Origin of the sequence: Acrocarpospora corrugata (genome assembly GCF_009687845.1) — a bacterium.
Lineage (GTDB): Bacteria > Actinomycetota > Actinomycetes > Streptosporangiales > Streptosporangiaceae > Acrocarpospora > Acrocarpospora corrugata.
Map to the genome: position 1 here is coordinate 39,632 of NZ_BLAD01000072.1, position 17,138 is coordinate 56,769.

A 17,138-nucleotide genomic window follows, 5' to 3' on the forward strand; every position below is an offset into this window, starting at 1 on the left:
GCGACGCCGGTGCAGACCGGGCGTCGCGGCGGATTTTACGGTTCCCGCGACGCCGGTGTGGGCCGCGGCGGCAGTGGCGCCTGCGCCGGTCCCGCCGGCGACGTGAACGGGTCCACGTTGCCGCTCCCGTCGTCCAACGGGACGTCGACATCGCAACCCTCGCCACCCGGGAAGCACTCGTCGCCGCCCTCCGGGAAGTCCGGTGGGAACTCGCCCTCGACGTCGGGGGTCGGGGTGGGGGACGGGCTGGGGGCGATGTTCTCGGGGGCGCCGGTGCTGGCCCGGGGCGGGAAGTCCTGGACCTCCCAGCTGCGGTGCGCCTCGATCATGAAGTCGCGCCAGATCCTGGTGGGGGCATCGGCACCCTGGAAGCCCAGGCCGACTTCCACCGCTGACGTCCCTTTAGGGCAGTTCGAATGCTTCGGCTGGACGATCTTGCCGCGCTTCGTCTTGCACTGTTCCCGGTACATGCCTACAGCCGTGGACAGCTGCGGCGTGAAGCCCACGAACCAGGCGTCCTCCTCGCCGGTGTTCGTGCCGGTCTTGCCACCTGCGGGACGGCCGATGTTGCCGTTACCGGAGGCGGTACCGCCGGTGATGACCGCCTTGAGCGCGACCACCGAGTCCGCCGCCGCCTCAGGCGAGATGACCTGCTTGACCGGCTTGCGCTCGCCGAGCACGACCGTGCGCTTGCCGTCCTTGAGCTGGGACACCTCGACCACCGTGTGCGCGTCCACGTGCTTGCCGGCGTTCGCGAAGATCGAGTAGCCCGCGGCCTGCTCGACGGCGGTCACGGGGGCGGTGCCGATGGAGAACAGGTAATTGTGCTCGGCGACGTCGTCGCTCATCCGCTTCTCGTCCAGGCCGGCGTCGACCGCGATCGCCTTGACCGTGTCCAGCTGACCCGGCACCGCGTACGCCATGGACGCGTACGCCGTGTTGATCGACGCCGCGGTGGCGCGGATGACGTCGATCGAGTCCTTCTCCTTGTGGCTGTTGGTGATCCGCGTGGTGTGTTCGAGCGGGTCGGTCGGCATGGTCTTGTTGCCGGGCACGAAGCTGTTGAGGCTGTAGCCGGCTTCCAGCCAGGCGGCCAGCACGTACGGCTTGAAGGCGGACGCCGCCTGCTTCTTGGAGTCCCAGGGCTCGTTCCATGGGTCGGTCACGAAGTCGTCGCCGCCGTAGAAGGCGACGATTCGGCCGTTCTTGGGGTTGACCGCGGCGAGGCCGGTGTGGAATTCCTTCGACATGCCGGAGGTGACGTTTTTAACGGCCTTCTTGGCGGCCAGCATGAGCCTCCGGTCGAAGGTGGTCACGATCTTGTAGCCGCCGCTGCGGACCATGTCGGGCGTCATACCGCGGGTCTTGAGCTCCTCTAGGACCTGTGTCCGCATGTAGCCCTTGAGCCCACCGAGCTCGTTGACATTGTTGTCCGGCCGGGCCTCGGGGAACTTGGCGGTGGTGGGCAGCGTGCCGTACTTGTCGGGCTTGTAGGTGGCCATCGCGTTGACGACGTCGGTGAAGCGGGCCTTCAGGGCCGGCGCGTCCGCCTCCCAGCTGGGCGTCTGGATGCGGGCGGCCAGGTAAGCGCCCTCGATGACATTGAGCTTGGTGACCGACTTGCCGAAGTATGCCTGGGAGGCCGCCTCGATGCCGTACGCGCGACCGAAGTTGATGGTGTTCAGGTAGTTGCTGAGGATCTGGTCCTTGTCCATCTCCTTGTTGATCTTGATCGCGACGAAGATCTCCTTGATCTTGCGCTTGATCGAGACCTCTTGGCTCAGGCCGTCGTAGTAGCCGCGGGCCATCTGCTGGGTGATGGTGGAGGCGCCCTGGAGCTGCTGGCCGGTGGCGGTCATCCAGACCGAGCGGGCCATCGCCGAGATCGAGATGCCGGCGTCCTCGCGGAAGCTCCTGTTCTCGATCGCGATGGCCGCGTCCTGGACGAACTCGGGGACCTTCTTGATGTCGATGATCGTGCGCTTGGTGCCCAGCTGGACAATCTTCGTCTTGCCGTCGTTGTAGTAGAGCACGCTGCCCTGGGAGAGCGCCTCGGCCTGCTCGACGGTGGGCACCGGGGTGTTGGCGTACGCGACGGCGATCATGCCGAACAGGCCCGCGATCAGCACCGTGATGCCGATGACCACGACCTTCCAGTTCGGCAGGAACCGCTTCCAGCCCCGGCGACGCGGCTTCTCGTCGTCAAGGTCGGTCGGCCCGCCGGGTCCGCCGGGTCCGCCGGGTCCGCCCGGGCCACCCGGCTGGGGTCCCGCGGCGCGGCGCCGGCGGCCGGGCGGGCCACCGATCTGGGTCTCGGCGCCTTCCGAGCGCATCGCGGTGGGCGGCCCGCCGATCGACTGGGTACGGGGACCGCCGGCCGGATTGTCACCGCGGACCGAATACCCGCCGGTGTGCATGGGGGCACGGTCACCGGGCGGGCCGCCTGGACGTGCGCCGGGCGGCGCGCCGATGGCCTGCGTGCGGTCGGCCGGGCCGGGCTGACCACCGGGAGGGCCACCGGGCTGACCACCGGGAGGACCGCCGGGCTGACCACCGGGAGGACCGCCGGAGGGGCCGCCGGGCGGGAAGTTCGGGGGGCGCACCGCCTGGGTGCGGTCGGCCGGTCCGGTCGGGAACGGCACGTTGCCGCCACGCTCCCGCTCGTAGCCCCGCGACGGCGGCGGCGACTGTGGCGGCGGCACGGCGGACAGATGCCGGTTGGGGGGGACGGCCCCCATCGCGGCGGTGTCTTCGAAGGCGGCTTCGCCACGACGTGGCCCGCCGCCCGGCGGGGGTGGGCCATGGCCGCCCGGTTGGGCGGGGCCAGGAGGCGCTGTCGGCTCGCCCCACGATGCGGGGGGTTCGCCGGGAGAACGACGGCGCCGCCCAGGGCGAGGGGCCCCGCCGGAGCCCTCGCGGGGGCCGCCGGCCGACTCCGGGCCAAAGCTGCTGCTGTTACTCACGCGTCCTCGATCGGTCGTTGGGGTTGCTCGTCAACGTCTACTCGGCAGGCGGGCGGGGGTGCGGCGGCTCTCGCAGTCGCTTCCACAGCTTCCTCAGCGGCGTACTCACGTGCGTACTCAACCTGGAAGCCCGCCCCGCGCAAGGGAGCCGCCTGTTCCGAGAAGGAACGAGACCGCCAGGTGGTTCCAGCCACAACCTTGACAGACCTCGACCACGTAGACCCTGAATTCCTCGTATTCGTGGGCCATCTCAGCCAGGTCTGACGAAGCCTTTACGCGGCCTGCGGAACGCCCTAGTTCGTCCCCATACACATAAGTGACGTGCGTGACGTTCCGACGCTCGCATATCGGGCAGCCGTAGTCGGTGGGTTCCCCCAGTGTCCGAGCGGCCCGCAGCAGATAGGGGTGAGCGTCGCAGACGTCCCGCGATTCCACGTGGCCAGAGCGGATCGACTGAATCGCCGCCCGCTTCGCGAGGCCGTAGTCCACGACCGCCCGCTGTGACCACATACGGGCCAGATTACGACTTCTTACCAAAAGATGCCGAACCGATGAGGTTCTTGGTCCCCTGAACAGGGCAGTGTTGCGCGATATAACGGGGCGACGTATCTTGTTGATGTATCAGTTCGATACATCGGTCAGACATACAGGGAGGTGGTTCCAGTGACCGGCGCCCGTGGCAACGTCCTGGAGCTCGCCGTCCTGGGCTCGCTCCACGAGACTCCCCTGCACGGTTACGAGCTCCGCAAACGGCTCAACACGCTACTCGGCATGTTCCGCGCGTTCTCGTACGGCTCGCTCTACCCCTGTCTGAAAGGCCTGCTCAACGAGGGTTTGATCGTTGAGGAGGAGCCGCCGGAAGACGTGGTGCTCGGCCGCCGATCGAAGATCGTTTACAAGCTCACCGCCGAGGGCAAGGAACGCCTACAGGAACTACTGACCCAGGCCGGCCCCTCCGCATGGGAGGACGAGAGCTTCGGCATCCACTTCGCCTTTTTCCGGCATACGGAAGCCGAAGTGCGCCTGCGCATCCTCGAAGGCCGTCGAAGCCGCCTGGAAGAGCGCCTCGAAGCGGTCCGCACCGCCCTCGCCCGGACCCGTGAGCGGCTCGACAGTTACACGCTGGAGCTCCAGAAGCACGGCCTGGAATCCGTCGAGCGCGAGGTCCGCTGGTTGAACGAGCTAATCAACACAGAACGTGCGCAAGCCGTACAAAACCAAGTAGATCGGGATGAAGATCCCGATTCTCAGTAGCGAAGGAGCGAGAGCGATGGGTTCGGTGCGAGTGGCCATCGTTGGTGTGGGGAACTGCGCCGCGTCGCTGGTGCAGGGTGTTCACTACTACCGGGACGCCGATCCGGCGGCTCGGGTGCCGGGCCTGATGCATGTGCGGTTCGGTGACTACCACGTCGGTGACGTGGAGTTCGTGGCGGCCTTCGACGTGGACGCCAAGAAGGTCGGGCGGGATCTGTCCGAGGCGATCGTGGCCTCGGAGAACAACACCATCAACATTTGCGACGTGCCCCCGCTGGGGGTGACCGTGCAGCGCGGTCATACCTTCGACGGGCTCGGCGAGTTCTACCGCGAGATCATCGAGGAGTCCGACGACGCGCCGGTGGACGTGGTCCAGGTGCTCAGGGACGCCCAGGTGGACGTGCTGATCTCCTACCTGCCGGTGGGGTCGGAGGAGGCCGACCGGTTCTACGCGCAGTGCGCGATCGACGCGAAGGTGGCGTTCGTCAACGCGCTGCCGGTCTTCATCGCCTCTGACCCGGTCTGGGCGGAGAAGTTCACCGAGGCGGGCGTGCCGATCGTCGGCGACGACATCAAGTCGCAGGTCGGCGCGACCATCACGCACCGGGTGATGGCCAAGCTGTTCGAGGATCGCGGGGTGGAGCTGCTGCGCACGTACCAGCTCAACTTCGGCGGGAACATGGACTTCATGAACATGCTGGAGCGCAAGCGGCTCCAGTCCAAGAAGATCTCCAAGACCCAGTCGGTCACCTCCCAGATCCCGCACGAGATGCGCCGCGCCGACGTGCACATCGGCCCGTCCGACCACGTGCCGTGGCTGGATGACCGCAAGTGGGCGTATGTGCGGCTGGAGGGTCGTTCGTTCGGCGACACCCCGCTGAACCTGGAGTACAAGCTTGAGGTCTGGGACTCGCCCAACTCGGCGGGCGTGATCATCGACGCGCTCCGGGCCGCCAAGATCGCGCTGGACCGGGGCATCGGCGGGCCGATCCTGTCGGCGTCGTCCTACTTCATGAAGTCGCCGCCGGAGCAGTACTCCGACGACGAGGCCAGGGACTACGTGGAGAAGTTCATCCGCGGCGAGGTCGACCGCTAAACAGCCACTCCCCTCAAGCGCGGCCCCCGTGGTCGCGTGAGAAATATGAACGCCCCGGGCCTGGCCCGGGGCGTTCTCTCATGGGCGGGCGGCGGGGGGCAGGCGGTCGGGGTGGGCGGTCGGCCAGCGGAGCGGGTCGGGGCCCAGGGCGGCCAGCAGCGGGATCTGCTCGGTCGCCCACGGCGAGATGGCGAGTTCGCCGGTCAGCACCCGGTCGGCGAACTCCTTCCACGGCACCCACTCCACCGAACCCACCTCTTCCGGGTTCGGCTCGGCGCGGCCGGCCGCGAGCGCCCGGTACACCGGGCAGAGCTCGTGTTCGACCGTGCCGTTGTCCATGATCGCCCGGTAGGAGAAGGACGGGAGTATGAGGTCCACCGATTCGACGGTGAGCCCCAGTTCAAAGGAGAGGCGGCGGACGACGGCGGCCGGCAGCGGTTCCCCTGGCAGGGGATGGCCGCAGCAGCTGTTGGTCAGCACCCCAGGCCAGGTGATCTTGTGCGCGGCCCTCCTGGTGAGCAGCACGTTGCCCTCACCATCGAAGACGTAGCTGGAGAACGCCAGGTGGAGCGGGGTGTGAGCGCCGTGAACCGTGGACTTGGGGGCGGTGCCGATCGGGTTTCCCTCGCCGTCGACCAGCACGACATGTTCGTCTGAGGTCACGGGATCGAGAGTACGAGATCATGACGCTTGGGAACTCCTGTATCCGAGATCACCCTGATGTCCTATTTTGGCGAAGCGAATTGCCGCGGAGACTAGGCTGTCCGGGTGCCATACGTCTCAGATCTGCGCGTCGTCCTGCGAGGCAGGGATTTCCGCCGGCTGTTCGGCACTCGCCTGGTCTCGCAGTTCTCCGATGGGATCTTCCAGTTCGCGGTGGCGGGTTACGCGTTCTTCAGTCCGGAGAAGCAGACCTCGGTGGCGGATGTGGCGGCGGCGTTCGCCGTGCTGCTGCTGCCGTACTCGATCATCGGGCCGTTCGCGGGCGTGTTCATCGACCGCTGGTCGCGGCGGCAGATCCTGGTCGTCGGGCCGCTGGTGCGCGGCGTGTTCCTGTTCGGGGCCGCGGCGGCGGTGGCCGTGCACGCGCCCGACTGGGTGTTCTACGCGGCCGCGTTCGGGGTGCTCGCGGTCAACCGGTTCTTCCTGACGGCGCTGGGCGCCTCGCTGCCGCACGTAGTCCCGGCCGACCGGCTGATGATGGCCAACGCGGTCACCCCGACCTCGGGCACGGTGGCCACCTTCGTCGGGGCGGGCGCGGGCTTCCTGCTCCGGTTCGCGTTCGGGGCCGGGAACGGCGGCACCGCCGGGATCCTGGTGATGTCCGGGGTGATCTTCGGATCCAGCGCGCTGATCGCCTCGACCATGGCCAGGGATCTGCTCGGTCCCGCCTACGATCCGGCCCGGCCGCAGACCAAGGAAGCGCTCAGAAACGTGCTCACCGGCCTCCGCGACGGCGCCAGGCACGTCCTGCACCGGCGCGGCCCGGCCTCCGCGCTGGCCAGCATGGCCGCCCACCGGCTGCTCTACGGCATGTCGATGGGCCTGGTCCTGCTGCTCTACCGGTTCTACTTCACGACCACCCCGGAAGCCGGCCTGGAACAGATCACCGGCGTGGTCGCCACCTCCGGGGTCGGGTATTTCGCGGCGGCGCTGATCACTCCGTGGGCGACGCAGCGGTTCCGGATCGAGACCTGGATCCCGATGATGCTGGTGGCCGCCGGCGTGCTGGAGTTCGTGCTCTGCGTGCCATTCCGCGAGCCGGGCTTCCTGGCGGCCGGTTTCGTGCTGGGGATCACCGGCCAGAGCATCAAGATCTGCACCGACACCGTGGTCCAGCGCGAGATCGAGGACGCCTACCTGGGCCGGATCTTCTCCATCTACGACTTCCTGTTCAACGGCATGTTCGTGATCGGCGTCTCGTTCGCGGCCCTGCTGCTGCCGCCGAACGGCCGCTCGGTCGGCGTGCTCGCCCTGATCTGCGTCCTGTACGGCGTCTCCGCCGTCGGCTACCGCCTGGTCGCCCGCCCCCGCCAGCCGGTCACGGCTACCTGAGCGACCGGGCCGCCGCCACCATGGCCTCAGTGATCATGGCGAGATCGGCCGGCTCACACGCGTACGGCGGCATCGTGTAGATCAGCCGCCCGAACGGCCGCAGCCACACCCCCCGCTCCATCACGATGTCCTGAATTTTCTGGACATCCACGGGCTCGTGGGCCTCGATCACTCCGATCGCCCCCAGCACCCGCACATCCTTCGCGTACGGCGCGGCCGCCGCCAGCCCCTCGGCCAGCACCGCCTCGATCCCCTTGACCTCCTGCCGCCACGGCCGCTCGCCCAGCAACTCCAGCGACGCGTTCGCGACCGCCGTCGCCAGCGGATTCCCCATGTAGGTCGGCCCGTGCATGAGCAGCCCGATCCGCTCCGCCACCTCCGCCGTGCACAACGTCGCCGCCAGGGTCATGTACCCCCCGGTCAGCGCCTTCCCCACGCACATGATGTCCGGCCGGATCCCCGCGTGATCGCACCCGAACAGCTCCCCGGTCCGCCCGAACCCGGTCGCGATCTCATCCGCGATCAGCAGCAGCCCGAACTCATCGGCCAACTCCCGAAATTTCCGGAGATAGGCGGGGTGGTAGAACCGCATCCCGCCCGCCCCCTGAACCACCGGCTCCAGGATGATCGCCGCCAGCTCGTGCGCGTGCCGCTTCAGGAGATCGGCCACCTCGGCGAGGTAGCCCTCATCCGGCGCCACCCCGTACCCCAACGGCGGCGGCGGCGCGAACACGTGCTGCGCCAGCGCCCCCGTGAACAGGTGATGCATGCCGTTCACCGGATCGCACACCGACATGCACTCGAACGTGTCGCCGTGGTACCCGCCGCGCACGGTAAACAGCCGGGTCCGCCCGGTCGCCTGGATCGCCATCTTGATCGCGACCTCGACCGCCACCGACCCGGAGTCGGCCAGGAACACCCGGTCCAGCCCGGTCAGCTCGACCAGCCGCACCGCCAGCCGCACCGCCGGCTCGTGGGTGAGCCCGCCGAACATGACGTGCGCCATGTCGTCCAGCTGATCCTTGATCGCCTGGTCCAGCCGGGGCTGCCGGTAGCCGTGGATCGCCGCCCACCAGGACGACATCCCGTCCACCAGGACCCGGCCGTCGGTGAGCGTCAGCCGTACCCCCTCGGCCTTGGCGACCGCGTGCACCGGCACGGCGGGCGGAAACGCCGTGTATGGATGCCACACGTGCTCCCGGTCCAGCCGCAGCAGGTCATCCATTCGCGGCCGCCCACGCCACCAGCCGGTCCCTGGCGGCGTCCTTGCCGATCATGCCCTCGTCCATCCGGATGTCCATCATGAACTTGTACGCCCGCCCAACCAGCGGCCCCGGCGGGATGCCGAGGATCTCCTGGATCTCGTTGCCGTCCAGCTCCGGCCGGATCTTGGCGATCTCCTCCTCCTCGGCCAGCCGGGCGATCCGCTCCTCCAGCTGGTCGTAGGTCCGGGACAGCGCCGCGGCCTTGCGCTTGTTGCGGGTGGTGCAGTCGGCCCGAGTGAGCTTGTGCAGCCGGTCCAGCAGGTGGTCGGCGTCCCGCACGTAGCGCCGGACCGCGCTGTCGGTCCACTCGCCCTCGCCGTAGCCGTGGAAGCGCAGGTGCAGTTCGACCAGGCGGGCCACGTCGCCGACGACCTCCTTCGGGAACTTGAGCTCGCTCAGCCGCCGCTTGGCCAGCTGCGCGCCGACCACCTCGTGGTGGTGGAAGGAGACCCGGCCGCCCTCCTCGTTCTTGCGGGTCTTCGGCTTGCCGACGTCGTGCAGCAGGGCGGCCCAGCGCAGCACCCGGTCCGGCCCGGCGGCCTCCTGGGCGATGGCCTGCTCCAGCACGATCAGGGTGTGCTCGTAGACGTCCTTGTGCCGGTGGTGCTCGTCGATCTCCAGGCGGAGTTTGGGCAGCTCCGGCAGGACGTGGTTGGCCAGGCCGGTCTCGACCAGCAGACTGAGCCCGGCCCGGGGGTCGGCGCCGCAGATCAGCTTGTCCAGTTCGGCCTGGATGCGCTCGGCCGAGACGATCTCGATCCGCTCGGCCATGTCGCGCATCGCGGCGATGGCGGCGGCGTCGACGGTGAAGCCCAGCTGGGAGGCGAACCTGGCGGCGCGCAGCATCCGGAGCGGGTCGTCGCCGAAGGACTGCTCGGGGGTGCCGGGGGTGCGCAGCACGCGGTCGGCCAGGTCGCGCAGGCCGCCGTGCGGGTCGACGAACTCGTGGCTGGGCAGCCGGACCGCCATCGCGTTCACCGCGAAGTCGCGGCGGGCCAGGTCGGCGTCGAGCGTGTCGCCGTACCGGACCTCGGGTTTGCGGGATTTCGGGTCGTACGCCTCGCTGCGGTAGGTGGTGATCTCCAGCTGCCAGTCGCCCTTGCGCGCGCCGACGGTGCCGAACTCGATGCCGATCGTCCAGAACGCGTCGGCCCAGTCGCGGACGATCTCCAGCACCTGCTCGGGGCGGGCGTCGGTGGTCAGGTCGAGGTCGTGTCCGGCCCGGCCGAGCAGCACGTCACGGACCGGCCCGCCGACCAGGGCGAGCTCGTGGCCGCGCTTGGCGAACACCTCGCCGAGCTCGTCGGCGACCGGCTCCACCCGATGGAACAAGTCGCTCACAGCGGTCTCTACACGATTTGAAGGGGACAAGCTGGGTAGTCCTTCGATTACGGAACAGGTGCCTCTGGGCTAGTACACCTATGGCGATCACCAGGTTACGGTCAGTCGCAGATCTGTCGGGGGCACGACGAAGGAGCGCAGAACATGCAGGACGCCCTCGCGATCCACCGCCGCCTCCTCGCCCAGCAGATCCACCATGAGATCGTACGGCTTCCCCGTGTCCTGACTTGCTTCGACGACCTGCCGAAGGTATTGGGGGTCTCTGCCCGCGATTGCGTGGGAGTCACCGTCTTCGAGGTCACGATCCGTTCGGTGCGCGAGCCGGTGGCCGTGATCGGGTCGGTCGCCAAACCGCCCAAGGCCGCCACGGTGACCGCGCTGCTGGGGGCGCAGCGGGTCCGGCTCGCCTCGGCCTTCCTGGTCAACTCCGCCACCGACTACGCCTCCGGTCTGGTCGGGCCGCTGCTGCTGCCGGATCGGCTGACCGTGCTGATCGACCAGCGCCTGATCGACGACACCGACCCGGACGACCTCGTCTACACGGCGACCGGGGAACGCAGCACGGTATTGCGATTGCGTGCGATCCATCTGTTTGCTCTGGTGGACGCCAAGCCCGTGGATCTCACGGGTAACGGACGCACCGGCTGACAACGGCCACATATCGGAGGCCTATAGCATTCAGGGCGTGCGTCGCCTGGTTTCCTTTCTAACCGCCGCCTGGCTCGTCGCGCCAGGTCTGGCGCACCCGGCGAACGCGACGCGTGCCGCCACAGCGGCGAACGGGCTGGTCCTGACCGAAATCAGCCCGGAATCCCCGCAGGACCCGCGCGCCCCGATCACCATCGCGGGCGAGGTCACCGGCACCCCGCAGTCCATCGTCAAGGTCCGGTTCAGGTACGGCAGCAACAACCCGCTCCGCTCCCGCGCCGACATGGACGCGCACGCCACCGGCCAGGCCGACTACACCTCCGGCTACGACACCCGGATCCAGAACGCCGCGCTGGACCCCAACGGCAAGCTCCCGTTCACCGTCGACTTCACCCCCGGCCAGCTCGGCCTCACCCGGGCGGGCGTGTATCCGCTGACGATCGAGGTCCTGGACGGGTTCACCGAGCAGCCGCTGGCCGCCGTGCACACGTTCCTGACCTACCTCCCGCCCGGTACCAAGCTCCCCAAGACCCGGGTCGCGGTCGCGCTGCCGCTGATCGGCCGTCAGCACCAGGCCGACGACGGCGTGTTCCTGGACGAGAATCTGCTCGGCGACGGCCGCTTGGCCAACGTCCTCAAGCTGGCCGAGACGGTCGACAAGAACGTCACCTGGTTCGTGGACCCGGCCCTGCTGGACGACGCCCAGCGGCTCGCCCAGACGCACAAGGGCAAGACCAGCACGGACAGAAAGGCCGATCCCAAGGCCGGAGCCTGGCTGGCCGCGGTCCGCGCCGCACTGGCCGACAACCCGGTGCTGGCCACGCCATACGGGGATCCGGACGTGGCCGGGCTCGTGCACAACGGCCTCGACGACGCCACCGGCCAGGCCGTGGCCCAGGGCTCGACGGTGGCCAGCCAGCTACTGAAGCGGCAGATCCCGGCCACCACGGTGTGGCCCGCCGGCGGCCTCATCGACCGGGACGGCCTGGACGAACTGGCCGTCAACGGCACCCGCTCGGTCCTGCTCACCGGTTCCGCGCTCCCGCCGATCAACCCCGCCGAAGCCGCCACCGCTGCCCCCGCCGCGCCGCTGGACACGGTGAAGGGCCAGGTCACCGCCCAACTGGCCGATCCCGTGCTGGGTCAGCTGCTGAGCTCGGACACCAAGGCGCCCGGGGCGGCGCTGGCCATCCGGCAGCGGTTCCTGGCCGAGACCGCCATGATCAGCCTGTCCCAGCCGCCGAACCGGGCCGGCAGCGTGATCGTCGCCCCCGCCACCCGGACCTGGAACCCCGATCCGGCCTTCATCGCCGAACTGCTCAAGCCGCTGCCGTGGACCCGGCCGATCACCCTCGACTCGGTGAAACCGGACCGGACCGTCCGCGCCGAACTGGCCTATCCGGCCCAGGCCCGCCAGGGCGAGCTGTCCAAGGCGTATCTGACCAGCGTCCGCAAACTGGCCAGGAAGGTGGACACCGCCACCCAGGTGCCCGCCAGCGGGGTGCGTATCTTCGAGACCGCCGTGCTCCGGCTGGCCTCGGCCTCCTGGCGCGGCCAGAAGGCCGAACGGGAGGCGGCGGCGTACGTCGCCAAGGTCGAGGCGGCCGTGGACGCGCGGATGGCGCAGGTGTCGGTCGCCCGGCCGGACGACCCGCGCTCGATCGCGGGCGAGAACGGGCGAATCCCGGTCACCGTCACCAACGAGATGGACGAGGACGTCGAGATCGCCATCCGGGTCAAGTCCACCCAGCCCGACCTGCTCGCGGTGGAGGGCCCGGCCGGCGTCCTGGAGACCACCTCGGTGACCGTGACCAAGGGCAAGACCTGGTCCTTCGACGTGCCGGTGACCGTACGCGGCGACGGCGGCCAGGCCACCCTCAACGTGCAGCTGCTCAACCGCGAAGGACGGGTGTTCGGCAAGCCCGCCAAACTGACCGTGTCCGCCACCGGCTACGGCGGGATCGCGCTCGTGATCGTCGGCGCGGCGGTCGTGATCATGCTGGCGGCCGTGGTGATGCGGATCGTGCGCCGCCGTTCCACCAAGAGGCCGCTGCTGCCCGCGCCGGTGCGCGAACACGGGGAACCCCAGGAGGCGTAGCCCGCCGATCCCCAGTAGCCTCGTGATCTCGTTCTACCGAGGAGTGACATGAGCCGGTTGATGCGCGCCAGCGCGATCATGGCGGCCGGGACGCTGGTCTCGCGGCTGACCGGTTTCCTGCGGACCGCCATCCTGGCCTCGGCCATCGGCGTGACCATCCTCGGTGACGCGTACAACGTGGCGTACACGATCCCGTTCGTGCTGTTCGACCTGCTCATCGGCGGGGTGCTGAGCAGCGTGATCGTGCCGGCCATCCTGCGCCACCACAAGGACGACGCGGACGGCGGGCGGGCCTACGAGCAGCGACTGCTGACCGCCGCCACGCTCGGGCTCACCCTGGTCGCCGTCGTGGCCGTGCTGCTGGCCCGGCCGCTGGTCCAGCTGTACGCCGACGACCTGACGCCGGAGGGGATCGACGCGGCGGTCACGCTGGCCCGGCTGATCCTGCCGCAGATCGCCTTCTTCGGGGTGGGCGCGGTGGCGGGGGCCATCCTCAACACCCGGGACCGGTTCGGGGCGCCGATGTGGGCGCCGGTGCTGAACAACCTCGTGGTGATCGGGGTCGGGGTGGCGTACCTGCTCCGGCACGGGACGCACGAGGTGGCCCAGGTGACCAGGGGCGAGTTGCTGCTGCTGGGCATCGGCACCACGGCCGGCATCGTGGGGCAGTCGATCATCCTGGTCATCGCGCTGCACCGGGTCGGGTTCCGGTTCCGGCCCAGGTTCGACATCTGGAAGGCCGGGCTGGGCGAGCTGAGCCGGCTGGCGGTGTGGACGCTGACCTTCGTGGCGATCAACCAGGTCGGGTTCGTGGTGACGACGCGGCTGGCCACGGGGGCCGGGAGCGCGGCGGCCGCGGACGGGATCGACGGGCGGGGGCTGACGCCGTACTCGTACGCGTTCCAGTTGTTTCAGTTGCCGTACGGGATCATCGCGGTTTCGGTGATCACGGCGATGTTGCCGCGGTTGAGCGTGTTCGTGCGGGACGGGGAGTTCGATTCGGCGCGGGGGGAGTTCGCGTCGGCGGTGCGGATGGTGTGTTCGGTGATCGTGCCGGCCGGGTTGCTGTTGATGGTGCTCGGGCCGTCGGTGACTGTGCTGATCTTCGGGCGGGGGGCGGTCTCGACCGAGCAGGCGATCTACATCGGGCATGTGCTGCAGGTGTTCGGGCTGGCGCTGGTGCCGTTCTCGATCTTCCAGTTGCTGCTGCGGGTGTTCTACAGCTTCGGGGACACCCGTACCCCCGCTCTGATCGCCGGGGTGAACGTGCTGATCAACGCGGCGATCGGGATCACGCTGTACCTGACGCTGCCGCCGCAGGTGGTGGTGATGGGGCTGGCCGGGGCGTTCACCGTGACCTACGTGGTGGGGAGCGCGCTGACCTGGCTGCTGGCCAGCCGCAGGATCGGCGGGCTCGGCGGGCGGCTGGTGGCCTCCGGGCTGATCCGGATGTATCTGGCCGCGATCCCGGCGGCGCTGGTCGCGCTGCTGGTGCTGTGGGGGAGTGTGCGGGTCGCCGACATCAACGCGATCAGTTCGGCCGTGGTGCTGGCCGTCGGCGGCGGGCTCGGCGGGCTGGTCTACCTGCTGGTCGCGCACCGGCTCAGGATCGCGGAAGTGGGTTCCATCATTGGAATGGTGACGAGACGGGTAGGACGCTAAAGGGTTTCTCCACCCTGATTGTGTGATCCTGGCGGGCGTGGCGTGACCCCGGCACGGCACTAGCATGGTGTGGCAGAGGTAAAACCGGTGAGCGGAGGCAAAAGCGTGGGCGGATGCACGTCGCGTCGCCGGCCTGACGCGGGAGCGGCCCGGTGAGCATGTCCGCCGTCGAACCCGGCACCCGTCTCGCCGATCGTTTCCGGCTCGAAGACCGCGTGCACGAATCCCGCGGAGCGACCCTCTGGAAGGCCATCGACGAGATCCTGGCCAGGCCCGTCGCCGTCCACACCTTCAGCCCCGAGTTTCCGCGCGAGAGCGAGGTCGTGCTGGCCGCGCGTGCCGCCAGCCGGTTGACCGACCCCCGGCTGACCCAGGTCTTCGACGCCGCCGACGAGGACGGCACCGCCTACGTGGTCAGCGAGTGGGTGACCGGCGAGTCCCTGCTGGACCTGCTCGAAGCCGGGCCGATGGAGCCCGAGCGCGGCGCCGTCCTGGTCGCCGAAGCCGCAGAAGCCCTCGCGCACGCCCACCGGGCCGGCATGTGCCACCTCGCCCTGACCCCCGGGCGGCTGATGTGGAGCGAAGGCGGCACCGTCAAGCTGCTCGGCGTCGGCGTGGACGCGGCCGTCCTCGGCCTGGAGGCCGAATCCCCCGAGGAGGCCGAGCGCGCCGACGCGGAAGGTCTCGGCCGCCTGCTGTACGCGGCGCTCACCGGCCACTGGCCCGGCGAGGACGACTGCGGCCTGCCGCCCGCGCCGCTGGACGACGGCAAGCTCTGCACGCCCCGCCAGGTGACCGCCGGCGTCCCCGGCTACCTGGACACGATCGTCAGCCGGATCCTGGGAGTCAAACGCGGCCTCACGCCGCTGACCACGCCCGCCGAAGTGGCCGAGGCGCTGTCCCAGGTCCCCCGCCCCGCGCCCGCCCCCGCCTCCACGGTGCCGCCGTCGGTGGAGCTGCGCGCCGAGGCTCCCGACACGCTCACCACCGCCAGGGCCGCCCGGCCGGCCCCGCCGCCGCGCCCGCAGCCCAACCGCCGCCCGGCCGGCCTGTTCAGCCGGTTCCTGATCACCATCGTGGTCCTGCTGGTGATGGCCGTCGTCGGCATCGGCGCCTGGAGCCTGGGCAAGAGCCTCGGCACCGAAGCCTCCCCGTCCAGCAGCTCCCCCTCGGCGCCCGGCGCGGAACCGGGGGCCAAGACCGTGGCCCTCACCCCCGCGGAAGCCATCGGGTTCGACCCGCTCGGCGACGGCGAGGAGCGCAACGAACTGGCCGCTCGCGCCATCGACGGCTCGTACGGCACCGACTGGCACACCGAGACCTACGACAGCGCCAAGTTCGGCGGTCTCAAGAAGGGCGTCGGCTTACTCGTCGACCTCGGCAGGGACGCCCAGCTGACCAAGGTGACCGTCGACTTCGGGGACGTGCCCGGCGGCTCCGCCGAACTCAAACTGGGCGGCCAGCCCACGCCGGAGGCGCTCACCACGGCCGCGTCCACCAAGCAGGCGATGGGCAAGGTGACCTTCGACCTGACCGGCAGCGAGCCGAGCCGCTACCTGATGGTGTGGTTCACCGAACTGCCGCCGTTCGGGCCCAGGTTCCGCGGCACGGTGCTGGATCTGGAGATCACCGCGACCGAGGAATAGCAGGTCTCAGGCCTATTTGATCTGGTTTACGCGCCTTGATGCCGCTGGAGGGAAGTATGGTGGCACCATCTTGGACCTGAGCACCCTGGGATCGGCGACGTGACCCCTCCACCAGAACAGCCGGCAACGCCCGAGCACCCCACAGCCGTGGGTGCCCGGACGGCGTTGACGGACGCCGACCTGCTCACCCGCCATATCGGCGGCGACCCACTGGCCTTCAGCGAGATCGTCAAACGCCACCGGGACCGGATGTGGGCGGTCGCGCTGCGCACCCTGGGGGACCCCGACGAGGCGGCCGACGCCGTCCAGGACGCGTTCATGTCCGCCTACCGGAAAGCCGACAGTTTCCGGGGTGACGCGGCAGTCACCACATGGTTGCATCGAATCGTGGTCAACGCCTGCCTGGATCGCATGCGGCGCAAGTCCGTCCGGCCGGTGGCCGACGACGAACTGATCGAGGCCGCCGAGCGGGACACGCCAATGCCCGACCAGACCGCCGAACGCGAAGTGTCCATGGAGGTCACCGCCGCGCTCAAACTCCTGCCCGCCGACCAGCGGGCGGCCCTCGTACTGGTGGACATGATGGGATATTCCGTGGAGGACGCGGCAGGGGTTCTGGGGGTCCCCGCCGGGACCGTGAAGAGCCGATGCGCACGTGGCCGGGCGAAACTCGCGCCGATTCTTTCCCATCTACGGAACCGAACGGACCTCAGTCGCGTCTCATCCGCGAAGGGAGCAGAACTTCGTGACGGGTGATACGCACTACGACCTGGAGATCCTCGCAGAGCTGGCGGAGGGGTTGCTGGACGACGCCACCGCTCATCGGGTCCGGCAGCACTTGGCTGTCTGCGATCCATGCGGGGAGAGCCTGGCCGATCTGGCCACCGTACGGGAGATGCTCGCGACGGTGCCCATTCCAGCGATGCCGCTGGGGGTAGCGATGCGTATCGACCGCGCGCTGGCCGCTGAACCTAATCCTTTTGTGTCTGGTACGGCGGGAGCCAACGGGCTTTCGCTGGTTCCCCCGGCGATATCCGGCCCGTGGGATGCTCCAGCTTCGGACATTCCCGCCGGTTTGGGTGTTCCTGCTGGGGTGAGCTTCACGACTGC

At 69.3% G+C, this 17,138-nt stretch carries 13 protein-coding genes; 8 read left to right on the top strand and 5 right to left on the bottom strand.

Annotation, left to right across the window (positions count from 1 at the left end; genetic code table 11):
* Positions 1 to 35 precede the first annotated feature (35 nt).
* Together Acor_RS28805 and Acor_RS42390 are read right to left on the bottom strand one after the other, a co-directional pair.
* Positions 36 to 2,738, bottom strand: a complete 2,703-nt coding sequence (locus Acor_RS28805; RefSeq protein ID WP_155339897.1) for a transglycosylase domain-containing protein — start codon at positions 2,736 to 2,738, stop codon at positions 36 to 38.
* Between the two features lie 342 nt (positions 2,739 to 3,080).
* A complete protein-coding gene (locus tag Acor_RS42390) occupies positions 3,081 to 3,473 on the bottom strand; it encodes a DUF5318 family protein (RefSeq protein ID WP_170317122.1) in 393 nt (130 codons plus the stop codon).
* 153 nt (positions 3,474 to 3,626) lie between these two features.
* Between Acor_RS42390 and Acor_RS28810 the strand changes: the two genes are divergently transcribed.
* Positions 3,627 to 4,217 carry a PadR family transcriptional regulator gene (locus Acor_RS28810; protein ID WP_155339898.1) on the top strand — a complete coding sequence of 197 codons (591 nt, stop codon included), beginning with the start codon at positions 3,627 to 3,629 and terminating at the stop codon, positions 4,215 to 4,217.
* Between the two features lie 16 nt (positions 4,218 to 4,233).
* Positions 4,234 to 5,313, top strand: coding sequence for an inositol-3-phosphate synthase (locus Acor_RS28815; protein WP_155339899.1), 1,080 nt, complete (start codon positions 4,234 to 4,236; stop codon positions 5,311 to 5,313).
* A 78-nt stretch (positions 5,314 to 5,391) separates the two neighbouring features.
* Here the strand turns inward: Acor_RS28815 and idi are convergent, their stop codons facing one another.
* Complete coding sequence (idi, locus tag Acor_RS28820; RefSeq protein WP_155339900.1) at positions 5,392 to 5,976, bottom strand: isopentenyl-diphosphate Delta-isomerase; 585 nt, start codon at positions 5,974 to 5,976, stop codon at positions 5,392 to 5,394.
* A 105-nt stretch (positions 5,977 to 6,081) separates the two neighbouring features.
* Here idi and Acor_RS28825 point away from each other — a divergent pair, with 105 nt between their 5' ends.
* Positions 6,082 to 7,368, top strand: coding sequence for an MFS transporter (locus Acor_RS28825; protein WP_155339901.1), 1,287 nt, complete (start codon positions 6,082 to 6,084; stop codon positions 7,366 to 7,368).
* On the opposite strand, the gene Acor_RS28830 is transcribed toward Acor_RS28825, so the two are convergent.
* Both Acor_RS28830 and Acor_RS28835 read right to left on the bottom strand, forming a co-directional pair.
* A complete protein-coding gene (locus Acor_RS28830) occupies positions 7,361 to 8,593 on the bottom strand; it encodes an adenosylmethionine--8-amino-7-oxononanoate transaminase (RefSeq protein WP_155339902.1) in 1,233 nt (410 codons plus the stop codon). The two genes, Acor_RS28825 and Acor_RS28830, sit on opposite strands and share 8 nt — an antisense overlap.
* Positions 8,586 to 9,974, bottom strand: a complete 1,389-nt coding sequence (locus Acor_RS28835) for a CCA tRNA nucleotidyltransferase (protein WP_422664842.1) — start codon at positions 9,972 to 9,974, stop codon at positions 8,586 to 8,588. The genes Acor_RS28830 and Acor_RS28835 overlap by 8 nt, the downstream gene beginning before the upstream one ends.
* A 144-nt stretch (positions 9,975 to 10,118) precedes the next feature.
* On the opposite strand from Acor_RS28835, the gene Acor_RS28840 reads away from it, so the two are divergent.
* The 5 genes from Acor_RS28840 to sigM all read left to right on the top strand — a co-directional run bounded on the left by Acor_RS28840 (position 10,119) and on the right by sigM (position 16,784).
* Positions 10,119 to 10,622 (top strand): aminoacyl-tRNA deacylase, encoded by a 504-nt coding sequence (locus tag Acor_RS28840; RefSeq protein WP_155339904.1) that lies wholly within the window; start codon positions 10,119 to 10,121, stop codon positions 10,620 to 10,622.
* A 37-nt stretch (positions 10,623 to 10,659) separates the two neighbouring features.
* Complete coding sequence (locus tag Acor_RS28845; RefSeq protein ID WP_155339905.1) at positions 10,660 to 12,720, top strand: DUF6049 family protein; 2,061 nt, start codon at positions 10,660 to 10,662, stop codon at positions 12,718 to 12,720.
* Positions 12,721 to 12,768: 48 nt separating this feature from the next.
* On the top strand, positions 12,769 to 14,382 hold the full coding sequence (murJ, locus tag Acor_RS28850; protein ID WP_155339906.1) for a murein biosynthesis integral membrane protein MurJ: 1,614 nt from the start codon (positions 12,769 to 12,771) through the stop codon (positions 14,380 to 14,382).
* Between the two features lie 158 nt (positions 14,383 to 14,540).
* The gene (locus Acor_RS28855) at positions 14,541 to 16,028 is read left to right on the top strand and encodes a protein kinase family protein (RefSeq protein ID WP_246239249.1); all 1,488 of its coding nucleotides are present in this window, start codon (positions 14,541 to 14,543) and stop codon (positions 16,026 to 16,028) included.
* 147 nt (positions 16,029 to 16,175) lie between these two features.
* Positions 16,176 to 16,784 carry an RNA polymerase sigma factor SigM gene (gene sigM, locus Acor_RS28860; RefSeq protein WP_155339908.1) on the top strand — a complete coding sequence of 203 codons (609 nt, stop codon included), beginning with the start codon at positions 16,176 to 16,178 and terminating at the stop codon, positions 16,782 to 16,784.
* The last annotated feature ends 354 nt before the right edge of the window (positions 16,785 to 17,138 follow it).

Bases quoted from the DNA above. Each gene is read 5' to 3' on its own strand.
- Acor_RS28830 (WP_155339902.1), bottom strand. From the start codon at position 8,593: ATGGATGACCTGCTGCGGCTGGACCGGGAGCACGTGTGGCATCCATAC.
- Acor_RS28805 (WP_155339897.1), bottom strand. From the start codon at position 2,738: ATGGGGGCCGTCCCCCCCAACCGGCATCTGTCCGCCGTGCCGCCGCCA.
- Acor_RS28855 (WP_246239249.1), top strand. From the start codon at position 14,541: ATGTCCGCCGTCGAACCCGGCACCCGTCTCGCCGATCGTTTCCGGCTC.
- Acor_RS28840 (WP_155339904.1), top strand. From the start codon at position 10,119: ATGCAGGACGCCCTCGCGATCCACCGCCGCCTCCTCGCCCAGCAGATC.
- Acor_RS42390 (WP_170317122.1), bottom strand. From the start codon at position 3,473: ATGTGGTCACAGCGGGCGGTCGTGGACTACGGCCTCGCGAAGCGGGCG.
- Acor_RS28815 (WP_155339899.1), top strand. From the start codon at position 4,234: ATGGGTTCGGTGCGAGTGGCCATCGTTGGTGTGGGGAACTGCGCCGCG.
- murJ (WP_155339906.1), top strand. From the start codon at position 12,769: ATGAGCCGGTTGATGCGCGCCAGCGCGATCATGGCGGCCGGGACGCTG.